Source organism: Sinorhizobium sp. 6-70 (assembly GCF_030124375.1).
GTDB lineage: Bacteria > Pseudomonadota > Alphaproteobacteria > Rhizobiales > Rhizobiaceae > Sinorhizobium.
In genome coordinates this window covers 315,509-333,559 of sequence record NZ_JASKLS010000005.1, presented here as the reverse complement: position 1 = coordinate 333,559, position 18,051 = coordinate 315,509, and the positions used below count along the sequence as shown (strand labels likewise).

Below are 18,051 nucleotides of genomic sequence, written 5' to 3'. Positions count from 1 at the left end.
GATCGCCGTTATGTCAGCACCGTGTGCATGACGTCGTTCCATTGATTGTCGCACCACGACGTCTCATTGGCGGTATCGCCGGCGTGCTCGCCGACGCCGGGTGCCGGATCGTCTTCACCGACAAATGCAATGACCTCGTTTACAAGTCCGTCCGGCTGGAAGCTCAGCGTGTCGCCATCGCGACCGATGTCGACAATTCCGGACTGGATAAGGATGGTGTCGGAATAAAGCTCGCCGCCGACATAGGTCGTGTGGCCAAAGCTGTCGTAGTCGATGATCTGGGCGACGTTGATCACCGCATTGTCGCCGACGTGAACGGTCACCTCGGTATCAACCCCTTCTGGAGTTTTGGCGGCCGTATAGGTGACGGCGTCGGCGTCACCGAGAATGCTGACTTGTTTGATGACGTTGACGTCATAGAGATTGCCGGTGATGTAGAGGACACGCAGGCCCGTATAGCCCGCGAAGTCCTGATCGTGCGCCAGTGCTTCCGGCAGGTCGTTCGTGCCGTCGCGAATATTGTCGACGGTTTGGTGCATGTAGTCCGGCACGCTCTCGAAGCGCTCGCTGTCGCCGATGTTTTCGATCGATGCCGTGTTCCAGACGAGATTGCCGCCTTCATCGAGGGTGATGCCGTTGCCGGCGGAGATGCCCTGGATCTGATCATTGTCGTAGAGGACCGAAACCTGGCTGATAATGTTCATGTCCAGGATATGGCCCCCTACGATCACAAGGTCGTGCTGAGTGCCGAAATCGAGAAACGAAGCGAAACTGACCGCGGCGTTACCGCCCGTGAGCACGGTCGTCTCCACGCTGCTGGTCGTGATCGCGACGGTATCGTTGTCGCTGACGAAATTGTACTGTTCGATCCAGTGAACGATCGACAGATCGCCCTCGACGACGTCGACGCGCCAGCTCGTCGGGAAGGTCGACAACTGGTCTGTGGCATCTGCCGTGTCTCGTGCGGGCGCCTCAAAATTGTGATGCCCGAAATTCGCGATGTTCATGGCGATGGTTTGTGAGACGGCTTCCTGAGCGCCCTCGGCGAAGGAGCCATTCACCTTGTCATTATCGGCGTAGACGTAGGATTGCGAGATGACGTCGATCTGATGGTAATCGCCCATCACGACCGTGACCGATGCCGCTGCGCTGGCACTGACGATGCTGGCGAAACTGCCGACCGTGTTGGCTCCCGCCTCGACTTCCAGCGTGCCGCCACTGTTGCTGTTTGGCTGAACAGCTTCGTCGACGTCGTTCGCGCCGGCGGCCGGTGGGGGAGTGGTGGAGTGACCGGCCGGCAGGAAGTCGGCGAGTTCCGGAAGAACCTCGACAGGCGCGCCGTTCACATGGACGCCTTCGATGTCGTCCGCTGCGAGAACCGCCGTACTGCGGTCATCCTGCGGCAGATCGACCGGCGCGACCGTTCCAGGCGACGGGACCGGCGTATGGTCCACGGGCGTAGCGGGGTCGTCCGGCGTCTGCGGCTCTTCGGCGCGCGCGGTCGCGGCGAGGGCCTTGAGATGCGCGGCAAGTGCCGAAAGCGCGTCGATACTGTCGATCTGGCTCAATTGCGCGAGCGGTGAGGCACTCGTTGCTTCCGCGACGTATTCCGCAAGCTTTTCGATGACGCCGCTCGTGTCGCCGGCTTCGATCGGTGAACCGCTCATGTTGAGGACGTCGTCGTCGTGAAGGAGATTGACCTGCAGGATTTGGCCGCTTCCCTGATCCGGGCTCTCCTCCACGATCGGCGCGTGTTGCGGTCCCGCATGGTGCGTTGCCGCGTGGTCCGCTGCGATGCCGGAAGGGCCGGCCACAGTGCTGAAAAGCCTGGGATTGACGGTCAAGTCGTCCAGCGAGACGGGATCCGGGGAATGGTCGTCCGCGAATTGCGTGCGCCCGGCGATATCGAGGCCCTCGAGCCGGTAGCCGGATGGTTGATAGGAAATGTCCGGATCGTAGTCTTTCAGTTCGAAAGAGCACTTGAACTGGGGTAACGGCGTGTCGCCGCCGGCGTCCGCAGGTGCGGGCTTCCAGGTTTCGCTGCCCTGCAGGTATTGATGTCTTATGCGTGCTTCATCGGTCGCCGTCCCGAACAGCCCAAGGAAATGCGCAACGATTTCGTTGACCTTCTCCGCGTGCATTACCCCGATCCTTCCCTCCGGCAGCAAAGGGAGACCTCGGCGGGCCGACCGGCGACTGCCAAGGCGCGTTGAACCGACCCCAAATCAACCATCCATCTGTGCACCGGTGCGGCCAGCCAGCGCACATCGCTTCGTCTCCAAGGATCAATCAACCGTCGCTGTCCTGCCCCATAGACGTCACGTGCAAGTCGCCGCCGACAACATTGACGTCGACGGCGTTGCTAAGGAGGTTCGCGCCCTGAACGATCTCTTGATGGAACTCCCCGTTTGCAAGGGTCGCGGACGCATCGGCCTTGGCACCGGCATCAAGCTCGTGGCCGACCTTGAGATCCCAGTCGGAGCTCGTGCCGAAGTGCATGCCGTCGCCGTTTTCCGCATGCCCGCCATCCGCATTCGGAGCGTTGTCGGCATTGGCATTGCTCATCTTGACGCTATAGGCATGATCCTGGTCAGCGAGGCTGTTTGCCTGCACGATGGTGAAGCCGGCATCGTTGCCGACGGCACTCAGCGAATGCTCGAGGATGCGATCGAGGTTCAGGCTGAAGGAGAGGTCGTCGCCGAGATTGAATGTGACGTCAGCCTCGATGCCGACATTGCCGAAACCGCTGGTGTCGTCCAGTGCCGGAGGCTCGCTCACGGAGGGATGGCTGTCGCGGTCGTCACCGGTTTCTTTTGCGTCGAACTTGCTGGTGGTGTTGCCGTCGGCAATGCCGCGATGGCTCGGCCCGTCCAAGTCGACTTTTGGGGCATTGACGCTGCCACTCGCAAGCCCGTCGGCAAGCGCGCCAATCTTCAAGTCGTCATCGGTGTTGATACTGTCGTCGGCCCGAAAATCCTTTAACGGGGTATCGGTCATCTACAACTCCCTTCGCAGAGGGAGCCAGCGCCGAAACCCTTTCATCTTTTATAGGATTTTTGCGGAGCTGGCTCTCTTTTGAAGTTCAGACGAATCGTTATAAAAGATAATTCGCCTGTTGGGTTCCGATATATTCCCTTTGTATTCATAGTATAATTGCTTGTATGTACTTCCACATAAATTGATACGTACTACAAATACTGGTTACATCATATGTCGAGTAGCAGCTCGATATATGTACTCCGCGGCTGCGACGCATGATACAAAAGCAGTCCGTGGGTCGTGCAAACTCCAGCGCGACGATGGTAGTGTGAGCCCGAATGCGGAGGAGCGAAAGACATCAATTGTGGTTAGTCTCTTGTATTCAATGGCTTTTTTGAATCTCTCGCAACGCTGACCGGTGCGGTTAAGATAATGTTAATATTTGCGAATCTGGCGCAATGCGTTTGAGGGTGGTTCGGTTTTGCGGTGGAGCCTGCGGTCACACGGGCGAGCGGCCGGCAATAAGAATTCGCAGGCTAATTCAAATTGTTAGGGTGGCTCGAACGATACTGCCGTGGACGGGCGGCAAAGTCGTGGCCTACCAATTTTGGTTGTCCCAAGCCGCATCTACCACCTTCGATCTGGTAAAGCATAACCCGTTGGAGCTATGCCGGGGCCCGTCCATGCGCCGCGCATCCCCGTGCGAGCAAAGGCCGGCATCCATCGCACCATTTTTCCAGTGGCGGCGATCGCCTGGAATTCCCCTCGAAAACCAGGGGTGTCTGGCTCGGCGCCCTGTCGAAGCCGACTAGCCCAAAATTGGTTCGTTTTCGAACGATTTAGACGCGAACCCGACGAGCATCTAACCCTTTTGGGTGGTTTCGCCTCCCCCATCTTTACGATACATTAGCTATAGCGAATTTTTTATTCGTTATAATTGCGCAGTATTTGAAGAAATTTTTCAAACGCGGGCTGCTCCAATTGGGGTTGGAACACCCATTAAAATAAATGGGAATTTCCCAAGGAGGGGATAAATGTATCGTACGAGCTCGAACCTGAGCGATTTTGAAGACAACAACAAAGTATTACCTACGAAAAGTAAGATCGTAATGCTCGCCAAGTTGGACCTGTTCGCTGAATGCCTGATGCAGGCGGTTGGGGGGCGGTTTCAGGGCCAGGATGTAGTCAGTCTGTCCGATCCCGAAAGCCTGCTTGACGGCAACCTCGTCGACGTCAGGCTGGTCATGCTTTATCGCTTACCGGTGGCGACTTTTCCGTCCGTTCTCAGGATGATCCATGAATTCCACCCGAAGGCTGCGATCGGGCTTGTGGTGGAGGATGCGGAGGCGCTCGATTCATCGATCGCTGGCTTTGTCGATGAAGGATTGATTCACGGCGTGCTGCCTCTCAATCTGCATCTGGACGTTTGCCTGACGGTCATCGATCTTCTGATGAAGGGCGGCGAACATTTTCCGGCGGCGCTGCTCAGGCGCCTTGCGCCGGTGAGGCTCGCCGGCGAAACTCTTCGCGCCCGGCGGGAAGCGGTCGTCGAAGCCTTCGTTACGCCGGAGCCGAAGCGCGATGCAGGCATGGGCGTGCTGACCGCGCGCGAGGTGCAGATTCTCGATCTGATCTGCATGGGGACACAGAACAAGATCATTGCCGATCGTCTCGGCCTGTCGGAAAACACCGTCAAGGTCCATGTGCGTAACATCTACAAGAAGATGAACGTGCGTAACCGGACGGAGGCCGCCTCCCGCTATTTCACGCATGAGGCGGACCGCGGTATTTCGGAAGCGCGGCTTGGTTCCCGCTGGAACTGACGAGCATCCGAGGCGCTATCAAACGGAAGGGCCCTCGCCGGCAGCGAGGGCCCTTTCTGCATTTCTCGACGCTGAGACCTATTCGGCGGCCTGCGGTCCAAGTGTGCCGCGGCGGATCTGATCGGCTTCGATCGATTCGAACAGGGCGCGGAAATTACCCTCACCGAAGCCCTCATCCCCCTTGCGCTGGATGAATTCGAAGAAAATCGGTCCGATAACGGTTCTCGAGAAGATCTGCAGCAGGATCTTCGTCATGCCGCCATTCACCACGCCTTCGCCATCGATCAGGATGCCGTGCTTCTTCATCCGGTCGATCGGCTCGTCGTGACCGTGGACACGCTCGCGCGACATTTCGTAGTAGGTCTCCGGCGGGCCGGGCATGAACTTGAGACCATTTTCCGCAAGCTTGTCGGTTGCGTCGTAGATCGCTTCGCTTCCGACCGCGATGTGCTGGATACCTTCGCCCTTGTACTTCTTCAGATATTCCTCGATCTGACTGGTGTCGTCCTTGGATTCGTTCAAGGGGATGCGGATTTTGCCGCAAGGCGAGGTGATCGCGCGGCTGACGAGGCCGGTGATGCGGCCGTCTATGTCGAAGAAGTGGATCTGCTTGAAGTTGAACAGTTCACGGTAGAACGCCCACCACTTGTCCATATTGCCGCGATAGACATTATGGGTCAGGTGATCGAGATAGTAGAAGCCGACGCCGGTGGGCTTCGGATCGCGCTCGCCCAGCCATTCGAACTCGGCATCATAGGCCGAGCCCTTGTCGCCGTATGTTTCGACGAAATAGAGGAGCGAGCCGCCAATACCGACGATTGCCGGAACATCAAGGCACTTGTCGTTACCGGTATAAGGCTCGGCACCCTTGGAAACGGCGTGTTCGAACGCATGCTTCGCATCGACGACGCGCCAGGCCATCGACGGGGCGCAAGGACCGTGCTTGTCGACGAAGCGCATGGCATGGGAGCCCGGCTCGGCGTTGACGATGTAGTTGATGTCACCCTGCCGCCAGACAGTGATGTCCTTCGTCCGGTGCTTGGCGACGGCCGCATATCCCATGCGGGCGAAGAGTTCGCTCAGCTTCTCCGGCTCGGGGTGTGCGAATTCGACGAACTCGAAGCCGTCCGTCCCGGCGGGGTTGGCCGCGCTGATTTTTGGCGGTGGTGCGTCGTGCGGAAACGGGCCCATCGGAAGCCTCCTCTTCATTCTTCCAAACTTTGCTGGAGTATGGCGCAGATCCGATGCATGATGCTTGTATTCTTGCGTGTTTTTGGCGAATCAACGCATGAATTGTGCGGCAGAGAAGGCGAGGGCGCATGAATGGAGCAGCTTGACGGATTCGATCTCAAGATCCTCGGCGAACTGCAGCGCGATGGCCATCTGACCAATAACGAATTGTCCGAGCGTATCGCGCTTTCCCCGTCCCAATGTTCGCGGCGGCGGTCACGATTGGAGGCGGAGGGCTATATCACCGGCTATCAGGCGCAGATCGACCGGCAGAAGCTGGGGCTCGATCTGATGGTGGTGATCTCGGTGACGCTCGCCACGCACAATCGCGACAATGCCAAGCGTTTCGGCAAGCTTGTGTCCGGTTTACCCGAAGTGCTGGAGGCCTACGCGCTGACGGGAGAGATGGACTATCACTTACGTGTCGTGACACCAGACCTCGCCGGGCTTTCGCGCTTCGTCAACGACGTGCTTCTGCCGCACGACAGCGTCCAGCACGTGAAGACGTCGATCGTGCTCGAAACGCTGAAGAGTTTTGAAGGGCTGCCGATACCGGAGCGGGTGAAGGGTTAGGTGTCGGGCCTCGACCGGTCCGGTTGAGTTGCGCCACGGCGGATGGGATGATCGGCGCGTCCCGCATCTTGTCATTGGCGTCGGTCAGCCCCGCACGGCCGCTTTCGTCATCACCCGTTCGACGCCGCGCAAGCCCGTGGAAAGTGCCTTCATGTCCTCCGTTCCGAGCATCGAAAGCAGCTCGGCCTGATAGCGGCTGGCGAGCTCGGTCAGTTCCTTGTAGGCCTGCTCGCCTGCGGGCGTCAGCGCCAGATGCTCGAAACGGCGGTCGCGACCGTCCTCCTCGCGCTTCAGCCAGCGGCGCTGTTCGAGGCTGAAGACGGCCCGGCTCACCTTCGTCTTGTGCATGGTGGAATGCGCGCCGATCTCGGTCGCCGTCATGCTGCGGCCGGAGCTGCCGAGTGCGGCGAGCGTTCGCCATTCCGGACGGGTGAGCTGGTAGCGCGCCCGGTACTGCGCCGCAAAGCGCAGCGCGACGAATTCCGCCGCCCGGTTGAGCCGGTAGGGCAGGAAGCTCTCCAGTTCGAACTCATCCCGCGCCATCGCTTCCTTCCTTGATAGTTACAAAATCAATAGTTACGATTGCAACCAATATACCGAGGAAAAGAGGAGGTGCAAGCCATGTTGGAAAAGGCGGAAAAGCAACGCGAAGCCGGCACGGCTGCGGAACGGGCGCTCTCCTACATGCCCGGATTTGGCAATGATTTCGAGACCGAAAGCTTGCCGGGCGCCCTGCCGCAGGGCCAGAACAGCCCGCAGAAATGCGAATATGGACTTTACGCGGAGCAGCTTTCCGGTTCTCCGTTCACCGCGCCGCGCGGCACCAATGAGCGCTCCTGGCTCTACCGCATCCGCCCGAGCGTCAAGCACACCGGACGTTTCAAGAAGATCGACTATCCGCATTGGAAGACGGCGCCGCACGTTGCCGAGCACTCGCTCGCGCTGGGTCAACTGCGCTGGAGCCCGTTGCCGACGCCGTTGGAAAGGCTGAATTTTCTCGAAGGTATCCGTACCATGACCACCGCCGGCGACGTCCTGACGCAGGCGGGGATGGCGGCCCATACCTATGCCTTCAATGCCGACATGGTCGACGACTATTTCTTCAATGCCGACGGCGAGTTGCTGATCGTGCCGGAAACCGGCGCCATCCGCGTCTTCACCGAACTCGGCAAGATGGACGTCGAACCGTCGGAAATCTGCATTGTGCCGCGCGGGACGATGTTCAAGGTCACCCGGCTCAGCGAGGAAAAGCTCTGGCGCGGTTACATTTGCGAAAACTACGGCGCGAAGTTCACGCTGCCGGATCGCGGGCCGATCGGCGCCAATTGCCTTGCCAATCCGCGCGATTTCAAGACGCCGATCGCCGCCTACGAAGACAAGGAAATGCCGTGCCGCGTCCATGTGAAATGGTGCGGCTCCTTCCATGTCACCGAAATCGGCCATTCGCCGCTCGATGTCGTTGCGTGGCATGGCAACTACGTGCCCTACAAATACGACCTGAAAACCTTCTCTCCGGTCGGCGCGATCCTGTTTGACCACCCGGATCCGTCGATCTTCACCGTGCTGACGGCGCCTTCGGGCGAGGAGGGTACGGCCAATGTCGATTTCGTCATCTTCCCGCCGCGTTGGCTGGTCGCCGAACACACCTTCCGCCCGCCCTGGTATCACCGCAACATCATGAGCGAGTTCATGGGGCTGATCTATGGGCGCTACGACGCCAAGGAGGAAGGCTTCGTGCCGGGCGGGATGAGCCTGCACAACATGATGCTGCCGCACGGGCCGGACTTCACTGGTTTCGAGAAGGCATCGAACGGAGAGCTGAAGCCGGTGAAGCTCGACAACACCATGGCCTTCATGTTCGAGACGCGATTCCCGCAGCAATTGACGAAGTTCGCGGCGGAGCTCGAGACCCGGCAGGACGATTACATCGACTGCTGGTCCGGGCTCGAGCGGAAATTCGACGGTACTCCCGGAATCAAGTGACTTCTGCCGGCGATCCGTGACATGCTGCCTACAGCGCCGCGCGTCTTTTCAGACGCGCAAAGGACGCTGTAGTGAGCCTCCATCTGCGCCGTCCGACGCGGATCAACAGAACACATCGGGAAACACCACTCCATGAAACTTGCGACGCTGAAAGACTCCACCCGCGACGGCAGGCTCGTCGTGGTCTCGAAAGACCTGACCCGTTGCTCCGATGTGGGCCATATCGCCCGCACGCTGCAGGCGGCGCTTGACGATTGGGCGCATGCCGGCCCACGGCTCGCGCGCGTCGCGGAAGGCATGGAGACCGGATCTCAGCCGACGATGCGCTTTCACGAGCACGATGCGGCCTCTCCTTTGCCACGGGCGTATCAGTGGGCCGACGGTTCGGCCTATGTCAATCATGTCGAGCTCGTCAGGAAGGCGCGAAACGCCGAAATGCCGGCAAGTTTCTGGACCGATCCGCTGATCTATCAGGGCGGCTCCGACAGCTTTCTCGGGCCGCGCGATCCGATCATCATGGCCGACGAGGCCTGGGGCATCGACATGGAGGGCGAAGTCGCGGTCGTCATTGATGACGTGGCGATGGGAGCGAGCCTCGAGGAAGCCCGGGGGGCGATCCGCCTCGTCATGCTGGTCAACGACGTTTCGCTGCGCGGGCTCATCCCCGCCGAGCTTGCCAAGGGCTTCGGCTTCTACCAGTCGAAACCGTCGTCCGCCTTCTCGCCGGTCGCCGTAACTCCCGACGAACTGGGCGATGCCTGGGACGGCGGCAAATTGCACCTGTCGCTCAACGTCGACCTCAATGGCAAGCCGTTCGGTCGCGCCAATGCCGGCGTCGACATGACCTTCGACTTTCCGCAATTGATCGCGCATGCGGCCCGTACCCGGCCGCTTTCGGCCGGCACGATCATTGGTTCCGGTACCGTTTCCAACAAGCTCGATGGCGGGCCGGGCAAGCCGGTCGCGGCAGGCGGGGCTGGCTACTCCTGCATCGCCGAGATCCGCATGATCGAGACGATCGACAGCGGTGCGCCGAGAACGCAGTTCCTCAAATTCGGCGACGTGGTCCGGATCGAGATGAAGGATGCCGCTGGCCATTCGATTTTCGGCGCGATCGAACAGACGGTCGAGAAATCCGACCGCGCCTGACGGCGTGGGAAACCGATCGGATCGGAGGCAATACGTGGCGAACGAAACCGTTCTTTACGACTACTGGCGCTCGTCGGCGAGCTATCGCGTGCGGATCGCCCTCAATCAGCTCGGCGAGACCTACGCCTCCGTTCCGATCGATCTCATCGCCAAGGCCCATCGTGGGCCGGACCATCTGGCGCGCAATCCGCAAGGCCTGGTGCCGGTACTCGATATCGATGGCGAACGTTTTACCCAGTCGCTGGCGATCATCGAGTATCTGGCGGAGACGAGGGAAGGCAGCGGCTTTCTGCCTGCCGACGCGATCGGCCGGCAGCGGGTGCGTGCGCTGTCCTATGCCATCGCCATGGATATCCATCCCGTCTGCAATCTCGGGGTGATTGGTTATGTCATGGCCTCTGCCGAGGACGGCGAAGCGGCACGGAGCGCCTGGATGCTCAAGTTCATCGGCGAAGGCCTTGCTGCCTTCGAGCGTATGCTCGATCACCCGTCCACCGCAGAGTTCTGTCACGGCGACCGGCCGACCATGGCGGATTTCTGCCTCGTGCCGCAGGTCTATAACGCGCGGCGCTGGGGCGTCGATCTCTCCGCTTGCCCAAGGATCGTCGCGATCGACGCGCGCTGCGCCGAGGTCGATGCCTTCATGAGCGCACATCCCGACCGCGCAAGCCGTTAAGGCCGAAGCCTCTCGAAATACGCCATTCTGCACGGTTCGCCGTGGCCTGTTCCGTCCAGCCGATGTCGCGAATGGATCGGCAGGCCTGAAATCGTCACGCTAGTTTTCGCGTGACTGCCCGCATAAGGGGGCCGGAAACACCTCTAGAGAGAGATCCATCGATGAAAAGCTACGTGCTGACCGTCACCTGCAAATCCACTCGCGGCATCGTCGCCGCCGTCACCGGTTATCTTGCGGAAAAGGGCTGTTACATCAGCGACAGCTCGCAGTTCGACGATCTCGAGACGGGTCTCTTCTTCATGCGGCTCAGCTTCATCAGCCAGGACGGGGCGAAGCTGGAGGAACTGCGCGAGGGCTTTGCACCGGTTATCAAGCGTTTCGAGATGGCGATGGAAATCCGCGATTCCGAAGAGCGCACCAAGGTGCTGTTGATGGTGTCGCGTTTCGGTCATTGCCTCAACGACCTGCTCTACCGCTGGAAGATCGGCGCGCTGCCGATCGACATCGTCGGCGTCGTCTCCAACCACTTCGACTACCAGAAGGTGGTCGTCAATCACGACATCCCCTTCCACTGCATCAAGGTGACGAAGGAGAACAAGCCGAAGGCGGAAGCGCAACTGATGGAACTCGTCGAGCAGACCGGCGCCGAACTGATCGTGCTCGCCCGCTACATGCAGGTCTTGTCCGACGCGCTCTGCAAGAAGATGTCGGGGAGGATCATCAACATCCATCACTCGTTCCTGCCGAGCTTCAAAGGCGCGAACCCCTACAAGCAGGCCTACGAGCGCGGCGTGAAGCTGATCGGCGCGACGGCGCATTACGTCACCGCCGATCTCGACGAGGGGCCGATCATCGAACAGGACATCGCCCGCATCACCCATGCGCAAAGCGCCGACGACTATGTCTCGATCGGCCGCGACGTCGAAAGCCAGGTGCTGGCGCGTGCCGTCCACGCCCACATCCACCACCGCTGCTTCATCAACGGCAACCGCGTCGTCGTCTTCCCGCCGAGCCCGGGAAGCTATGCCTCGGAGCGGATGGGGTGAGGCAACCGATTTCTCCGGTGTTGCTTCGTTCCATTGGGCGGCTATAGTCGCCTTGAGGCATGGTGGTTCTCGTCGGCAGATCTGCCCCTCACCCTAGCCCTCTCCCCGCATGCGGGGCGAGGGGACGGTACGGCATGCCCCTTCTCCCCGCGAGCGGCGAGAAGGTCGCGGCAGCGGGATGAGGGGCTGAGGACCGCACGGTTCCTATGAGGAGGACTACAATGAGCAATCGCGATCCGGTGGTTATCGTTTCAGCGGCGCGCACGCCGATGGGTGCCTTTCAGGGAGGACTGAAGGACCTTACAGCACCGGAGCTCGGCGCCGTCGCGCTGAAGGCGGCGCTTGAGCGCGCCGCTCTCGATGCGGTCGACGAAGTCCTGATGGGCAATGTCTTGCCGGCCGGCATCGGCCAGAACCCCGCTCGGCAGGCCGCGCTTGGCGCCGGCCTCGGAAAGGAAACGCCCTCGACCACGGTCTCGAAGGTCTGCGGCTCCGGCATGAAGGCGCTTATGCTCGGTCATGACGCGCTTCTTTCCGGCAGTGCGTCGGTGATTGCCGCCGGCGGCATGGAGTCGATGACCAACGCCCCCTATCTGCTGCCCAAGGCCCGTGGCGGTTTCCGGCTCGGCCACGGCGAAGTCAAGGATCACATGTTCCTTGACGGGCTGGAGGACGCCTATTCCGGTCGATTGATGGGCACCTATGCCGAGGATACGGCGCAGCATTACCAGTTCTCGCGGGCCGATCAGGACGCCTTCGCGCTGCGTTCTCTCGAAAGGGCGCTGAAGGCGGCAGAGGAGAAGTCCTTTGCCAGCGAACTTGTGGCGGTCGTGGATGGCGGCAAACGCGGGAGCGCCAATCTCGACCGGGATGAGGGGCCGACGAAGGCCGATCCGGCGAAGATACCGAAGCTGAAGCCCGCCTTCCGCGACGGCGGCAGCGTCACGGCCGCCAATTCCTCCTCGATCTCCGACGGCGCCGCCGCCCTGATACTGATGCGCGCGAGCGAAGCGGAGAAGCGTGGGCTGACACCGCTTGCGATCGTTGCCGGCCATGCGGGCCACGCCCAGGAGCCTGCCTGGTTTACCACAGCACCGATCAGCGCGATCGAGAAGCTCATGGACAAGCTCAACTGGGAGAAGGGCAGCGTCGGGCTCTATGAGATCAACGAGGCCTTTGCCGTCGTCGCCATGGCGGCGATCCGCGATCTCGGCCTCTCCGACGAGATCGTCAACATCCATGGCGGCGCTTGCGCGCTCGGCCACCCGATCGGCGCCTCGGGCGCCCGTATCGTCGTGACGCTGCTGAATGCAATGCGGGCGAACGGCGTCAAACGCGGCATCGCCTCACTCTGCATCGGCGGCGGCGAGGCGACGGCAGTCGGGTTGGAACTGCTGCAGTAGCAAGATTTGGCATTTGAGCGACCGGGTGGATGGCCCCTCACCCTAGCCCTCTCCCTGCAGGCGGGGAGAGGGGACAAGGTCGCGACTCGATCTTTTGCCCTACCATGCTCCAATTGACCATTCCGGTCCCCGGCCGAGCTTCAAAAGTAGGCGGTGATGGGAAATGAGTGGACGCGGCTTGCCCCTTCGCGGCAGCGGGATGAGGGGCGGACCGCCTCGCCCCGATGAGGGCGCTCACCGCCTCAGATATGCAACGCGTGCCCCAGCGCCTTGAAGGCTGCCTCCTGGAACGCTTCCGACTGGGTCGGATGCGCATGGATCGTCCCGGCAATATCCTCAAGCCGCGCGCCCATCTCGATCGCCAGCGCGAAGGTCGCCGAGAGCTCCGAGACGCCATGGCCGACCGCGTGGATGCCGAGCACGATATGATTGTCGGCACGTGCGACGACGCGGACGAAACCGTCTTCGGAAAGCGTTGTCATGGCGCGCCCGTTCGCCTGGAACGGAAACTGGCCGATCTTGATTTCGACGCCGGTTGCGCGCGCCTCGTCCGGTGCAAGGCCGGCGCTGACGATCTCCGGGTCGGTGAAGCAGACGGCCGGGATGCAATGCTTGTCCCAGCTCCGCTTCCGCCCGGCAACGATCTCGGCAACCATCTCGCCCTGCGCCATGGCGCGATGTGCGAGCATCGGTTCGCCGGTGACGTCGCCGATCGCATAGATGCCGCGCATGGAGGTGCGGCACTGGTCGTCGATGCGGATGAATTTCCCGGCGCGATCGAGGTCGATCTCCTCGATGCCCCACCCGTCCGTGACGGGTCTGCGGCCGACGGTCACGAGGACCTTTTCGGCGGGCACCTCGAAGGGGCGGCCGCTTTCTTCCGCAAGCAGACCGCGGCCATCGGCCGAGAGGCGTTTGGCGGCGGTACGCGTGAAAACATCGATGCCGAGTTCGCCGAGGCGCTTCATCACCGGCTTCGAAAGATCGGCGTCATATTGCGGCAGGATACGGTCCATCGCTTCGAGCACGGTGACCTTCGAGCCGAGTTTGGCGAAGGCGGTGCCGAGCTCGAGGCCGATATAGCCGCCGCCGATGACGGCCAACGTCTCGGGCACCGTTTTGAGCGCCAGCGCGCCGGTCGAGGAGATAACGTTGTCGCCGAAGGGCAGATCTGGAAGTTCGACCGGTGCCGAGCCCGTGGCGACGACGATCGCCTCGGCACGAATGCGCTGCAGACCGGTCTCGGTCTCGACGTCCACGGTCTTGCCGTCGACGAAGCGCGCTTCACCGACAACCGCCTTGACGCCCGCCTTTTTCAAGAGGCCCGTTACGCCGCCGTTCAGCCGCCCGACGATGCCGTCCTTCCAGGCGACGGTGCGCGCGAGGTCGATCGCCGGCGCACTCAGCGAAAGTCCAAGCGGGCTCTTGCCGGATGCCGCGGCACGGAGCTTGTGAAATTCTTCCGCCGCGTGGATCAGTGCCTTCGAGGGGATGCAGCCGACATTGAGGCAGGTGCCGCCGGCCTTCGCCTTTTCGACGATCACGGTGTCGACACCGAGCTGGCCCGCGCGGATGGCGCAGACATAGCCGCCGGGACCGGCGCCAAGCACCAGCAGCTTGCAGGAGATTTCCTTCATGATCGCATCATCCTTCAACGAAAATCAGCGCGGGCGTTTCGAGCAGCGTCTTCAGCCGCTGGACGAAGGTCGCGGCGTCCCAGCCGTCTATGACGCGATGATCGAAGCTCGATGAGAGGTTCATGATCTTGCGCGGTACGAATTGCGTCCCGTCCCAGACCGGACGGATGGCGATCTTGTTGACCCCGACGATCGCCACCTCCGGGTGGTTGATGACCGGCGTCGAGGCGATGCCGCCAAGTGCGCCGAGCGAACTGATGGTAATGGTCGAACCGGTCAGCTCGTCGCGGGTCGCGGTCCCGGTGCGGGCGGCGTCCGCCAGCCTGTTCAGCTCTGCGGCGCAATCCCAGATTCCGCGCGCTTCGGCGTGGCGCACGACGGGAACGGTCAGGCCGGCGTGGGTCTGGGTGGCGATGCCGATATTAACGGCGGCATGCCGATGAATGACGCCGGCGCCATCGTCGAAGGTTGCGTTGACGCCCGGCTGCTCGGCGATGGTCTTGACCAGCGCCCGCATCAGGAAGGGCAGGACCGTCAGCTTCGGCTGGTCGGGCTTGCGGTCGCGGTTCATCATCGCGCGCAGGTCTTCAAGCGCCGTCATGTCCATTTCCTCCACATAGGTGATGTGGGGAATGCGCGAGGTGGACAGCGTCATCTTTTCGGCGATGCGGCGCCTGAGGCCGGTGACCTTGATTTCCTCCACCGCCGTCTTGCGGACGAGACCGGTGATCGCCGGCGCCGGCTGGGCGCCGCGGCTCAGGAAAAGGTCGAGATCGTCATGGGTGATCCGGCCAGCGGGGCCGGTGCCGGTTACCTGCCTGAGGTCGACACCGCTGTCCTTCGCGCGTAGCCGGACGGCCGGCGAGGCGAGCGGTTTCTTCGCCATGTCGCGTGTCGGAGGCGGGACTGTGGGCGCCTCCGCAACGGCTTTCGGTTCAGGTTTTAGAGGCGACGCCTTCTTTACCTCCGGCGCAGGCGCCTGCTCCTTCACCACCGGCTCGGCCGGGACGGCGGTTGTGGCGATTTCGGTGGCAGCGGCACCGTCGCCCGAGACCTCGATGCGCACAAGCGGTGCCTTGACGGCGACCGTGTCACCGATTTCAGCGCCAAGCCATAGCACCGTGCCGGTGACGGGCGAGGGGATCTCGACGGTCGCCTTGTCGGTCATGACCGCGGCGAGCACCATGTCCTCGCGCACAGGGTCGCCGGGCTTCACGTGCCACTCGACCAGCTCGGCCTCGGCGACGCCTTCGCCGACATCGGGCATCTTCAGGATAAATTCGCCCATCGTCAGGCCTCCATCACTTCGGTGAGCGCGCGGCCGACGCGCGCGGGGCCGGGGAAATAGTCCCATTCCTGCGCATGCGGGTAGGGTGTATCCCAGCCGGTCACCCGGACCACGGGGGCCTCCAGATGATAGAAGCAATGCTCCTGGACGAGAGACACGAGCTCAGCGCCAAAGCCGGAGGTCAGCGTCGCCTCGTGCACGACGACGCAGCGTCCCGTCTTCGTCACCGACTGCACGATCGTATCTAGATCGAGCGGCAGCAGGCTGCGCAGGTCGATCACTTCCGCATCGATCCTGGTTTCTTCGGCGGCAGCGAGCGCGACATGCACCATGGTCCCATAGGCGACCACCGTCACGGCCGAGCCCTTGCGGCGGATTTCGGCCTTGCCGATCGGGATCGTGTAGTGGCCCTCCGGGACGTCGCCGAGCTCATGCTTCGACCAGGGCGTCACCGGACGTTCGTGGTGGCCGTCGAACGGCCCGTTGTAGAGCCGCTTCGGCTCCAGGAACATCACCGGATCGGGATCCTCGATCGCCGAAATCAGGAGTCCCTTGGCGTCGTAGGGGTTTGACGGAACGATGACCTTCAGCCCGCAGACATGGGTGAAAAGCGCTTCCGGGCTCTGGCTGTGGGTCTGGCCGCCGAAGATGCCGCCGCCTGTCGGCATGCGCAGGACGATCGGGCAGGTAAAGTCGCCGTTGGAGCGGTAGCGAATGCGCGCCGCCTCCTGGGTAATCTGGTCGTAGGCCGGATACATGTAGTCGGCAAACTGGATTTCGACGCAGGGCTTCAGCCCGTAGGCGGCCATGCCGATGGCAGTGCCGACGATGCCGGATTCGCTGATCGGCGCGTCGAAGCAGCGGGTCGTGCCGTACTTTGCCTGAAGCCCTTGCGTGCAGCGGAAAACGCCGCCGAAATAGCCGACGTCCTCGCCGAACACGACGACGTTCTCGTCGCGCGCCATAGAGACGTCCATGGCGCTGCGCACCGCCTCGATCATTGTCATTCTGGCCATGTCAGTACCCTGCCTTTTGCCGCTGGCGGCGGATGTGCGGCGGCATCTCGGCGTAAACACCCTCGAAAATATCGCGTACGGACGGCTTGCCGCCGGCATGCAGCGTGCCGTGGATTTCCGCCTTTTTCTGCGCCTGGATCACTTCGTCCATGATTTCGGCTTCCGCCTGGGCGTGGCGTTCTTCCGACCACGCGCCCCGGACGATCAGGTGCTTCTTCAATCTCAAGACCGGATCGCCAAGCGGCCAGGCCTCCGATTCCGTCTTCGGGCGATAGGCGCTCGGGTCATCGGAGGTGGAGTGCGCACCGACGCGATAGGTCACATATTCGATCAGCGTCGGACCGAGGTTGCGTCGCGCCCGCTCCGCCGCCCAGCGCGCGACCGCGTAGACGGCGAGATAGTCGTTGCCGTCGACGCGCAGCGCCGGAATGCCGAAGCCCAAGCCGCGCGCCGCAAAGGTACCCGACCCACCGCGGGCGATGCCCTGGAAGGTCGAGATCGCCCACTGATTGTTGACGATGTTGAGGATGACGGGCGCCCGGTAAGTCGATGCAAAGACCAGTGCGGAATGGAAGTCCGACTCCGCCGTCGAGCCGTCACCGATCCAGCCGGCGGCGATGCGCGAATCGTTCTTGATCGCCGAGGCCATGGCCCAGCCGACCGCCTGGACATATTGGGTGGCGAGATTGCCGGAAATCGTGAAGAAGCCGTGCTCCTTGGAGGTGTACATCACCGGTAGCTGGCGTCCGTGGCACGGGTCGCTCTCGTTCGAGAAGATCTGGTTCATCATCTCGACCATCGGGTAATCGTCGGCGATGAGAAGACCGGCCTGACGATAGGTCGGGAAATTCATGTCGCCCTTGCGAAGGGCCCTGCGGAAGGCGCAGCTTACCGCCTCCTCGCCGAGATGCTGCATATAGAAGGATGTCTTGCCCTGACGCTGCGCCATCAGCATGCGCGCGTCGAAGGCGCGCAGCATCATCATGTGCCGGAGACCGGCCAATAGCTCCGCGTCGGAGAGGAGCCCGGCCCAGGGCCCGACGGCTTCGCCATCGCGGTTCAGCACGCGGATGATGGAAAAGGCGAGGTCCCTGATGTCTTCCGGGGCGACGTCCACCTCCGGGCGCGGAACGGAACCGGCCTTCGGTATCTTGACGTTGGAGAAATCGGGCTGACCGCCCGGCCGAACGGCCGGTTCGGGGACATGCAAACTCAAACGGTCGAGGTCGCTCATGCGGGTTCCGGCCT

15 protein-coding genes are annotated in these 18,051 nt (G+C 61.9%); 7 read left to right on the top strand and 8 right to left on the bottom strand.

Features of this window, described 5'->3' with window-relative positions; all coding sequences use genetic code 11:
- Nucleotides 1-8: 8 nt before the first annotated feature.
- Complete coding sequence (locus QN222_RS13135; RefSeq protein ID WP_283964745.1) at nucleotides 9-2,141, bottom strand: hypothetical protein; 2,133 nt, start codon at nucleotides 2,139-2,141, stop codon at nucleotides 9-11.
- A gap of 148 nt (nucleotides 2,142-2,289) precedes the next feature.
- Complete coding sequence (locus QN222_RS13130) at nucleotides 2,290-2,997, bottom strand: fibrinogen-binding protein (RefSeq protein WP_283964744.1); 708 nt, start codon at nucleotides 2,995-2,997, stop codon at nucleotides 2,290-2,292.
- 1,016 nt (nucleotides 2,998-4,013) lie between these two features.
- Between QN222_RS13130 and QN222_RS13125 the strand changes: the two genes are divergently transcribed.
- Nucleotides 4,014-4,802, top strand: a complete 789-nt coding sequence (locus QN222_RS13125) for a response regulator transcription factor (protein ID WP_283964743.1) — start codon at nucleotides 4,014-4,016, stop codon at nucleotides 4,800-4,802.
- A gap of 78 nt (nucleotides 4,803-4,880) precedes the next feature.
- On the opposite strand, the gene hppD is transcribed toward QN222_RS13125, so the two are convergent.
- Entirely contained in the window at nucleotides 4,881-5,993 is a 1,113-nt protein-coding gene (gene hppD / locus QN222_RS13120; RefSeq protein WP_283964742.1) for a 4-hydroxyphenylpyruvate dioxygenase, read from the bottom strand.
- A 132-nt stretch (nucleotides 5,994-6,125) separates the two neighbouring features.
- Here hppD and QN222_RS13115 point away from each other — a divergent pair, with 132 nt between their 5' ends.
- Nucleotides 6,126-6,605, top strand: a complete 480-nt coding sequence (locus tag QN222_RS13115) for an Lrp/AsnC family transcriptional regulator (RefSeq protein WP_136508637.1) — start codon at nucleotides 6,126-6,128, stop codon at nucleotides 6,603-6,605.
- 84 nt (nucleotides 6,606-6,689) lie between these two features.
- Here the strand turns inward: QN222_RS13115 and QN222_RS13110 are convergent, their stop codons facing one another.
- Nucleotides 6,690-7,148 carry a MarR family transcriptional regulator gene (locus QN222_RS13110; RefSeq protein ID WP_283964741.1) on the bottom strand — a complete coding sequence of 153 codons (459 nt, stop codon included), beginning with the start codon at nucleotides 7,146-7,148 and terminating at the stop codon, nucleotides 6,690-6,692.
- Nucleotides 7,149-7,226: 78 nt separating this feature from the next.
- On the opposite strand from QN222_RS13110, the gene hmgA reads away from it, so the two are divergent.
- The 5 genes from hmgA (at nucleotide 7,227) to QN222_RS13085 (ending at nucleotide 12,862) form a co-directional block, all read left to right on the top strand.
- Nucleotides 7,227-8,588: a homogentisate 1,2-dioxygenase gene (gene hmgA / locus QN222_RS13105; RefSeq protein ID WP_283964740.1), complete on the top strand. Its 1,362-nt coding sequence runs from the start codon at nucleotides 7,227-7,229 to the stop codon at nucleotides 8,586-8,588.
- 132 nt (nucleotides 8,589-8,720) lie between these two features.
- Entirely contained in the window at nucleotides 8,721-9,737 is a 1,017-nt protein-coding gene (locus QN222_RS13100) for a fumarylacetoacetate hydrolase family protein (RefSeq protein WP_283964739.1), read from the top strand.
- Between the two features lie 34 nt (nucleotides 9,738-9,771).
- On the top strand, nucleotides 9,772-10,413 hold the full coding sequence (gene maiA / locus QN222_RS13095) for a maleylacetoacetate isomerase (RefSeq protein ID WP_283964738.1): 642 nt from the start codon (nucleotides 9,772-9,774) through the stop codon (nucleotides 10,411-10,413).
- A 161-nt stretch (nucleotides 10,414-10,574) separates the two neighbouring features.
- Nucleotides 10,575-11,459, top strand: a complete 885-nt coding sequence (gene purU, locus QN222_RS13090; protein ID WP_283964737.1) for a formyltetrahydrofolate deformylase — start codon at nucleotides 10,575-10,577, stop codon at nucleotides 11,457-11,459.
- A gap of 221 nt (nucleotides 11,460-11,680) precedes the next feature.
- Nucleotides 11,681-12,862 carry an acetyl-CoA C-acyltransferase gene (locus tag QN222_RS13085; protein WP_284005460.1) on the top strand — a complete coding sequence of 394 codons (1,182 nt, stop codon included), beginning with the start codon at nucleotides 11,681-11,683 and terminating at the stop codon, nucleotides 12,860-12,862.
- A 242-nt stretch (nucleotides 12,863-13,104) separates the two neighbouring features.
- Here the strand turns inward: QN222_RS13085 and lpdA are convergent, their stop codons facing one another.
- From lpdA to QN222_RS13065, 4 genes are read right to left on the bottom strand one after another with little or no spacing between them, the layout of a single operon-like run.
- Nucleotides 13,105-14,499 (bottom strand): dihydrolipoyl dehydrogenase, encoded by a 1,395-nt coding sequence (gene lpdA / locus QN222_RS13080; protein WP_283961215.1) that lies wholly within the window; start codon nucleotides 14,497-14,499, stop codon nucleotides 13,105-13,107.
- Nucleotides 14,500-14,506: 7 nt separating this feature from the next.
- Nucleotides 14,507-15,787, bottom strand: coding sequence for a dihydrolipoamide acetyltransferase family protein (locus QN222_RS13075; protein WP_283961216.1), 1,281 nt, complete (start codon nucleotides 15,785-15,787; stop codon nucleotides 14,507-14,509).
- 2 nt (nucleotides 15,788-15,789) lie between these two features.
- The gene (locus QN222_RS13070) at nucleotides 15,790-16,803 is read right to left on the bottom strand and encodes an alpha-ketoacid dehydrogenase subunit beta (RefSeq protein ID WP_283961217.1); all 1,014 of its coding nucleotides are present in this window, start codon (nucleotides 16,801-16,803) and stop codon (nucleotides 15,790-15,792) included.
- 1 nt (nucleotide 16,804) lies between these two features.
- Entirely contained in the window at nucleotides 16,805-18,037 is a 1,233-nt protein-coding gene (locus QN222_RS13065; RefSeq protein WP_283961218.1) for a 3-methyl-2-oxobutanoate dehydrogenase (2-methylpropanoyl-transferring) subunit alpha, read from the bottom strand.
- Nucleotides 18,038-18,051 lie beyond the last annotated feature (14 nt).

What these genes read in the sequence shown, in the direction of transcription:
- QN222_RS13115 (WP_136508637.1), top strand. Translation starts at nt 6,126, where the DNA reads ATGGAGCAGCTTGACGGATTCGATCTCAAGATCCTCGGCGAACTGCAG.
- QN222_RS13125 (WP_283964743.1), top strand. Translation starts at nt 4,014, where the DNA reads ATGTATCGTACGAGCTCGAACCTGAGCGATTTTGAAGACAACAACAAA.
- QN222_RS13130 (WP_283964744.1), bottom strand. Translation starts at nt 2,997, where the DNA reads ATGACCGATACCCCGTTAAAGGATTTTCGGGCCGACGACAGTATCAAC.
- QN222_RS13135 (WP_283964745.1), bottom strand. Translation starts at nt 2,141, where the DNA reads ATGCACGCGGAGAAGGTCAACGAAATCGTTGCGCATTTCCTTGGGCTG.
- lpdA (WP_283961215.1), bottom strand. Translation starts at nt 14,499, where the DNA reads ATGAAGGAAATCTCCTGCAAGCTGCTGGTGCTTGGCGCCGGTCCCGGC.
- QN222_RS13110 (WP_283964741.1), bottom strand. Translation starts at nt 7,148, where the DNA reads ATGGCGCGGGATGAGTTCGAACTGGAGAGCTTCCTGCCCTACCGGCTC.
- hmgA (WP_283964740.1), top strand. Translation starts at nt 7,227, where the DNA reads ATGTTGGAAAAGGCGGAAAAGCAACGCGAAGCCGGCACGGCTGCGGAA.
- QN222_RS13065 (WP_283961218.1), bottom strand. Translation starts at nt 18,037, where the DNA reads ATGAGCGACCTCGACCGTTTGAGTTTGCATGTCCCCGAACCGGCCGTT.
- hppD (WP_283964742.1), bottom strand. Translation starts at nt 5,993, where the DNA reads ATGGGCCCGTTTCCGCACGACGCACCACCGCCAAAAATCAGCGCGGCC.
- QN222_RS13085 (WP_284005460.1), top strand. Translation starts at nt 11,681, where the DNA reads ATGAGCAATCGCGATCCGGTGGTTATCGTTTCAGCGGCGCGCACGCCG.
- QN222_RS13070 (WP_283961217.1), bottom strand. Translation starts at nt 16,803, where the DNA reads ATGGCCAGAATGACAATGATCGAGGCGGTGCGCAGCGCCATGGACGTC.
- QN222_RS13100 (WP_283964739.1), top strand. Translation starts at nt 8,721, where the DNA reads ATGAAACTTGCGACGCTGAAAGACTCCACCCGCGACGGCAGGCTCGTC.
- QN222_RS13075 (WP_283961216.1), bottom strand. Translation starts at nt 15,787, where the DNA reads ATGGGCGAATTTATCCTGAAGATGCCCGATGTCGGCGAAGGCGTCGCC.
- purU (WP_283964737.1), top strand. Translation starts at nt 10,575, where the DNA reads ATGAAAAGCTACGTGCTGACCGTCACCTGCAAATCCACTCGCGGCATC.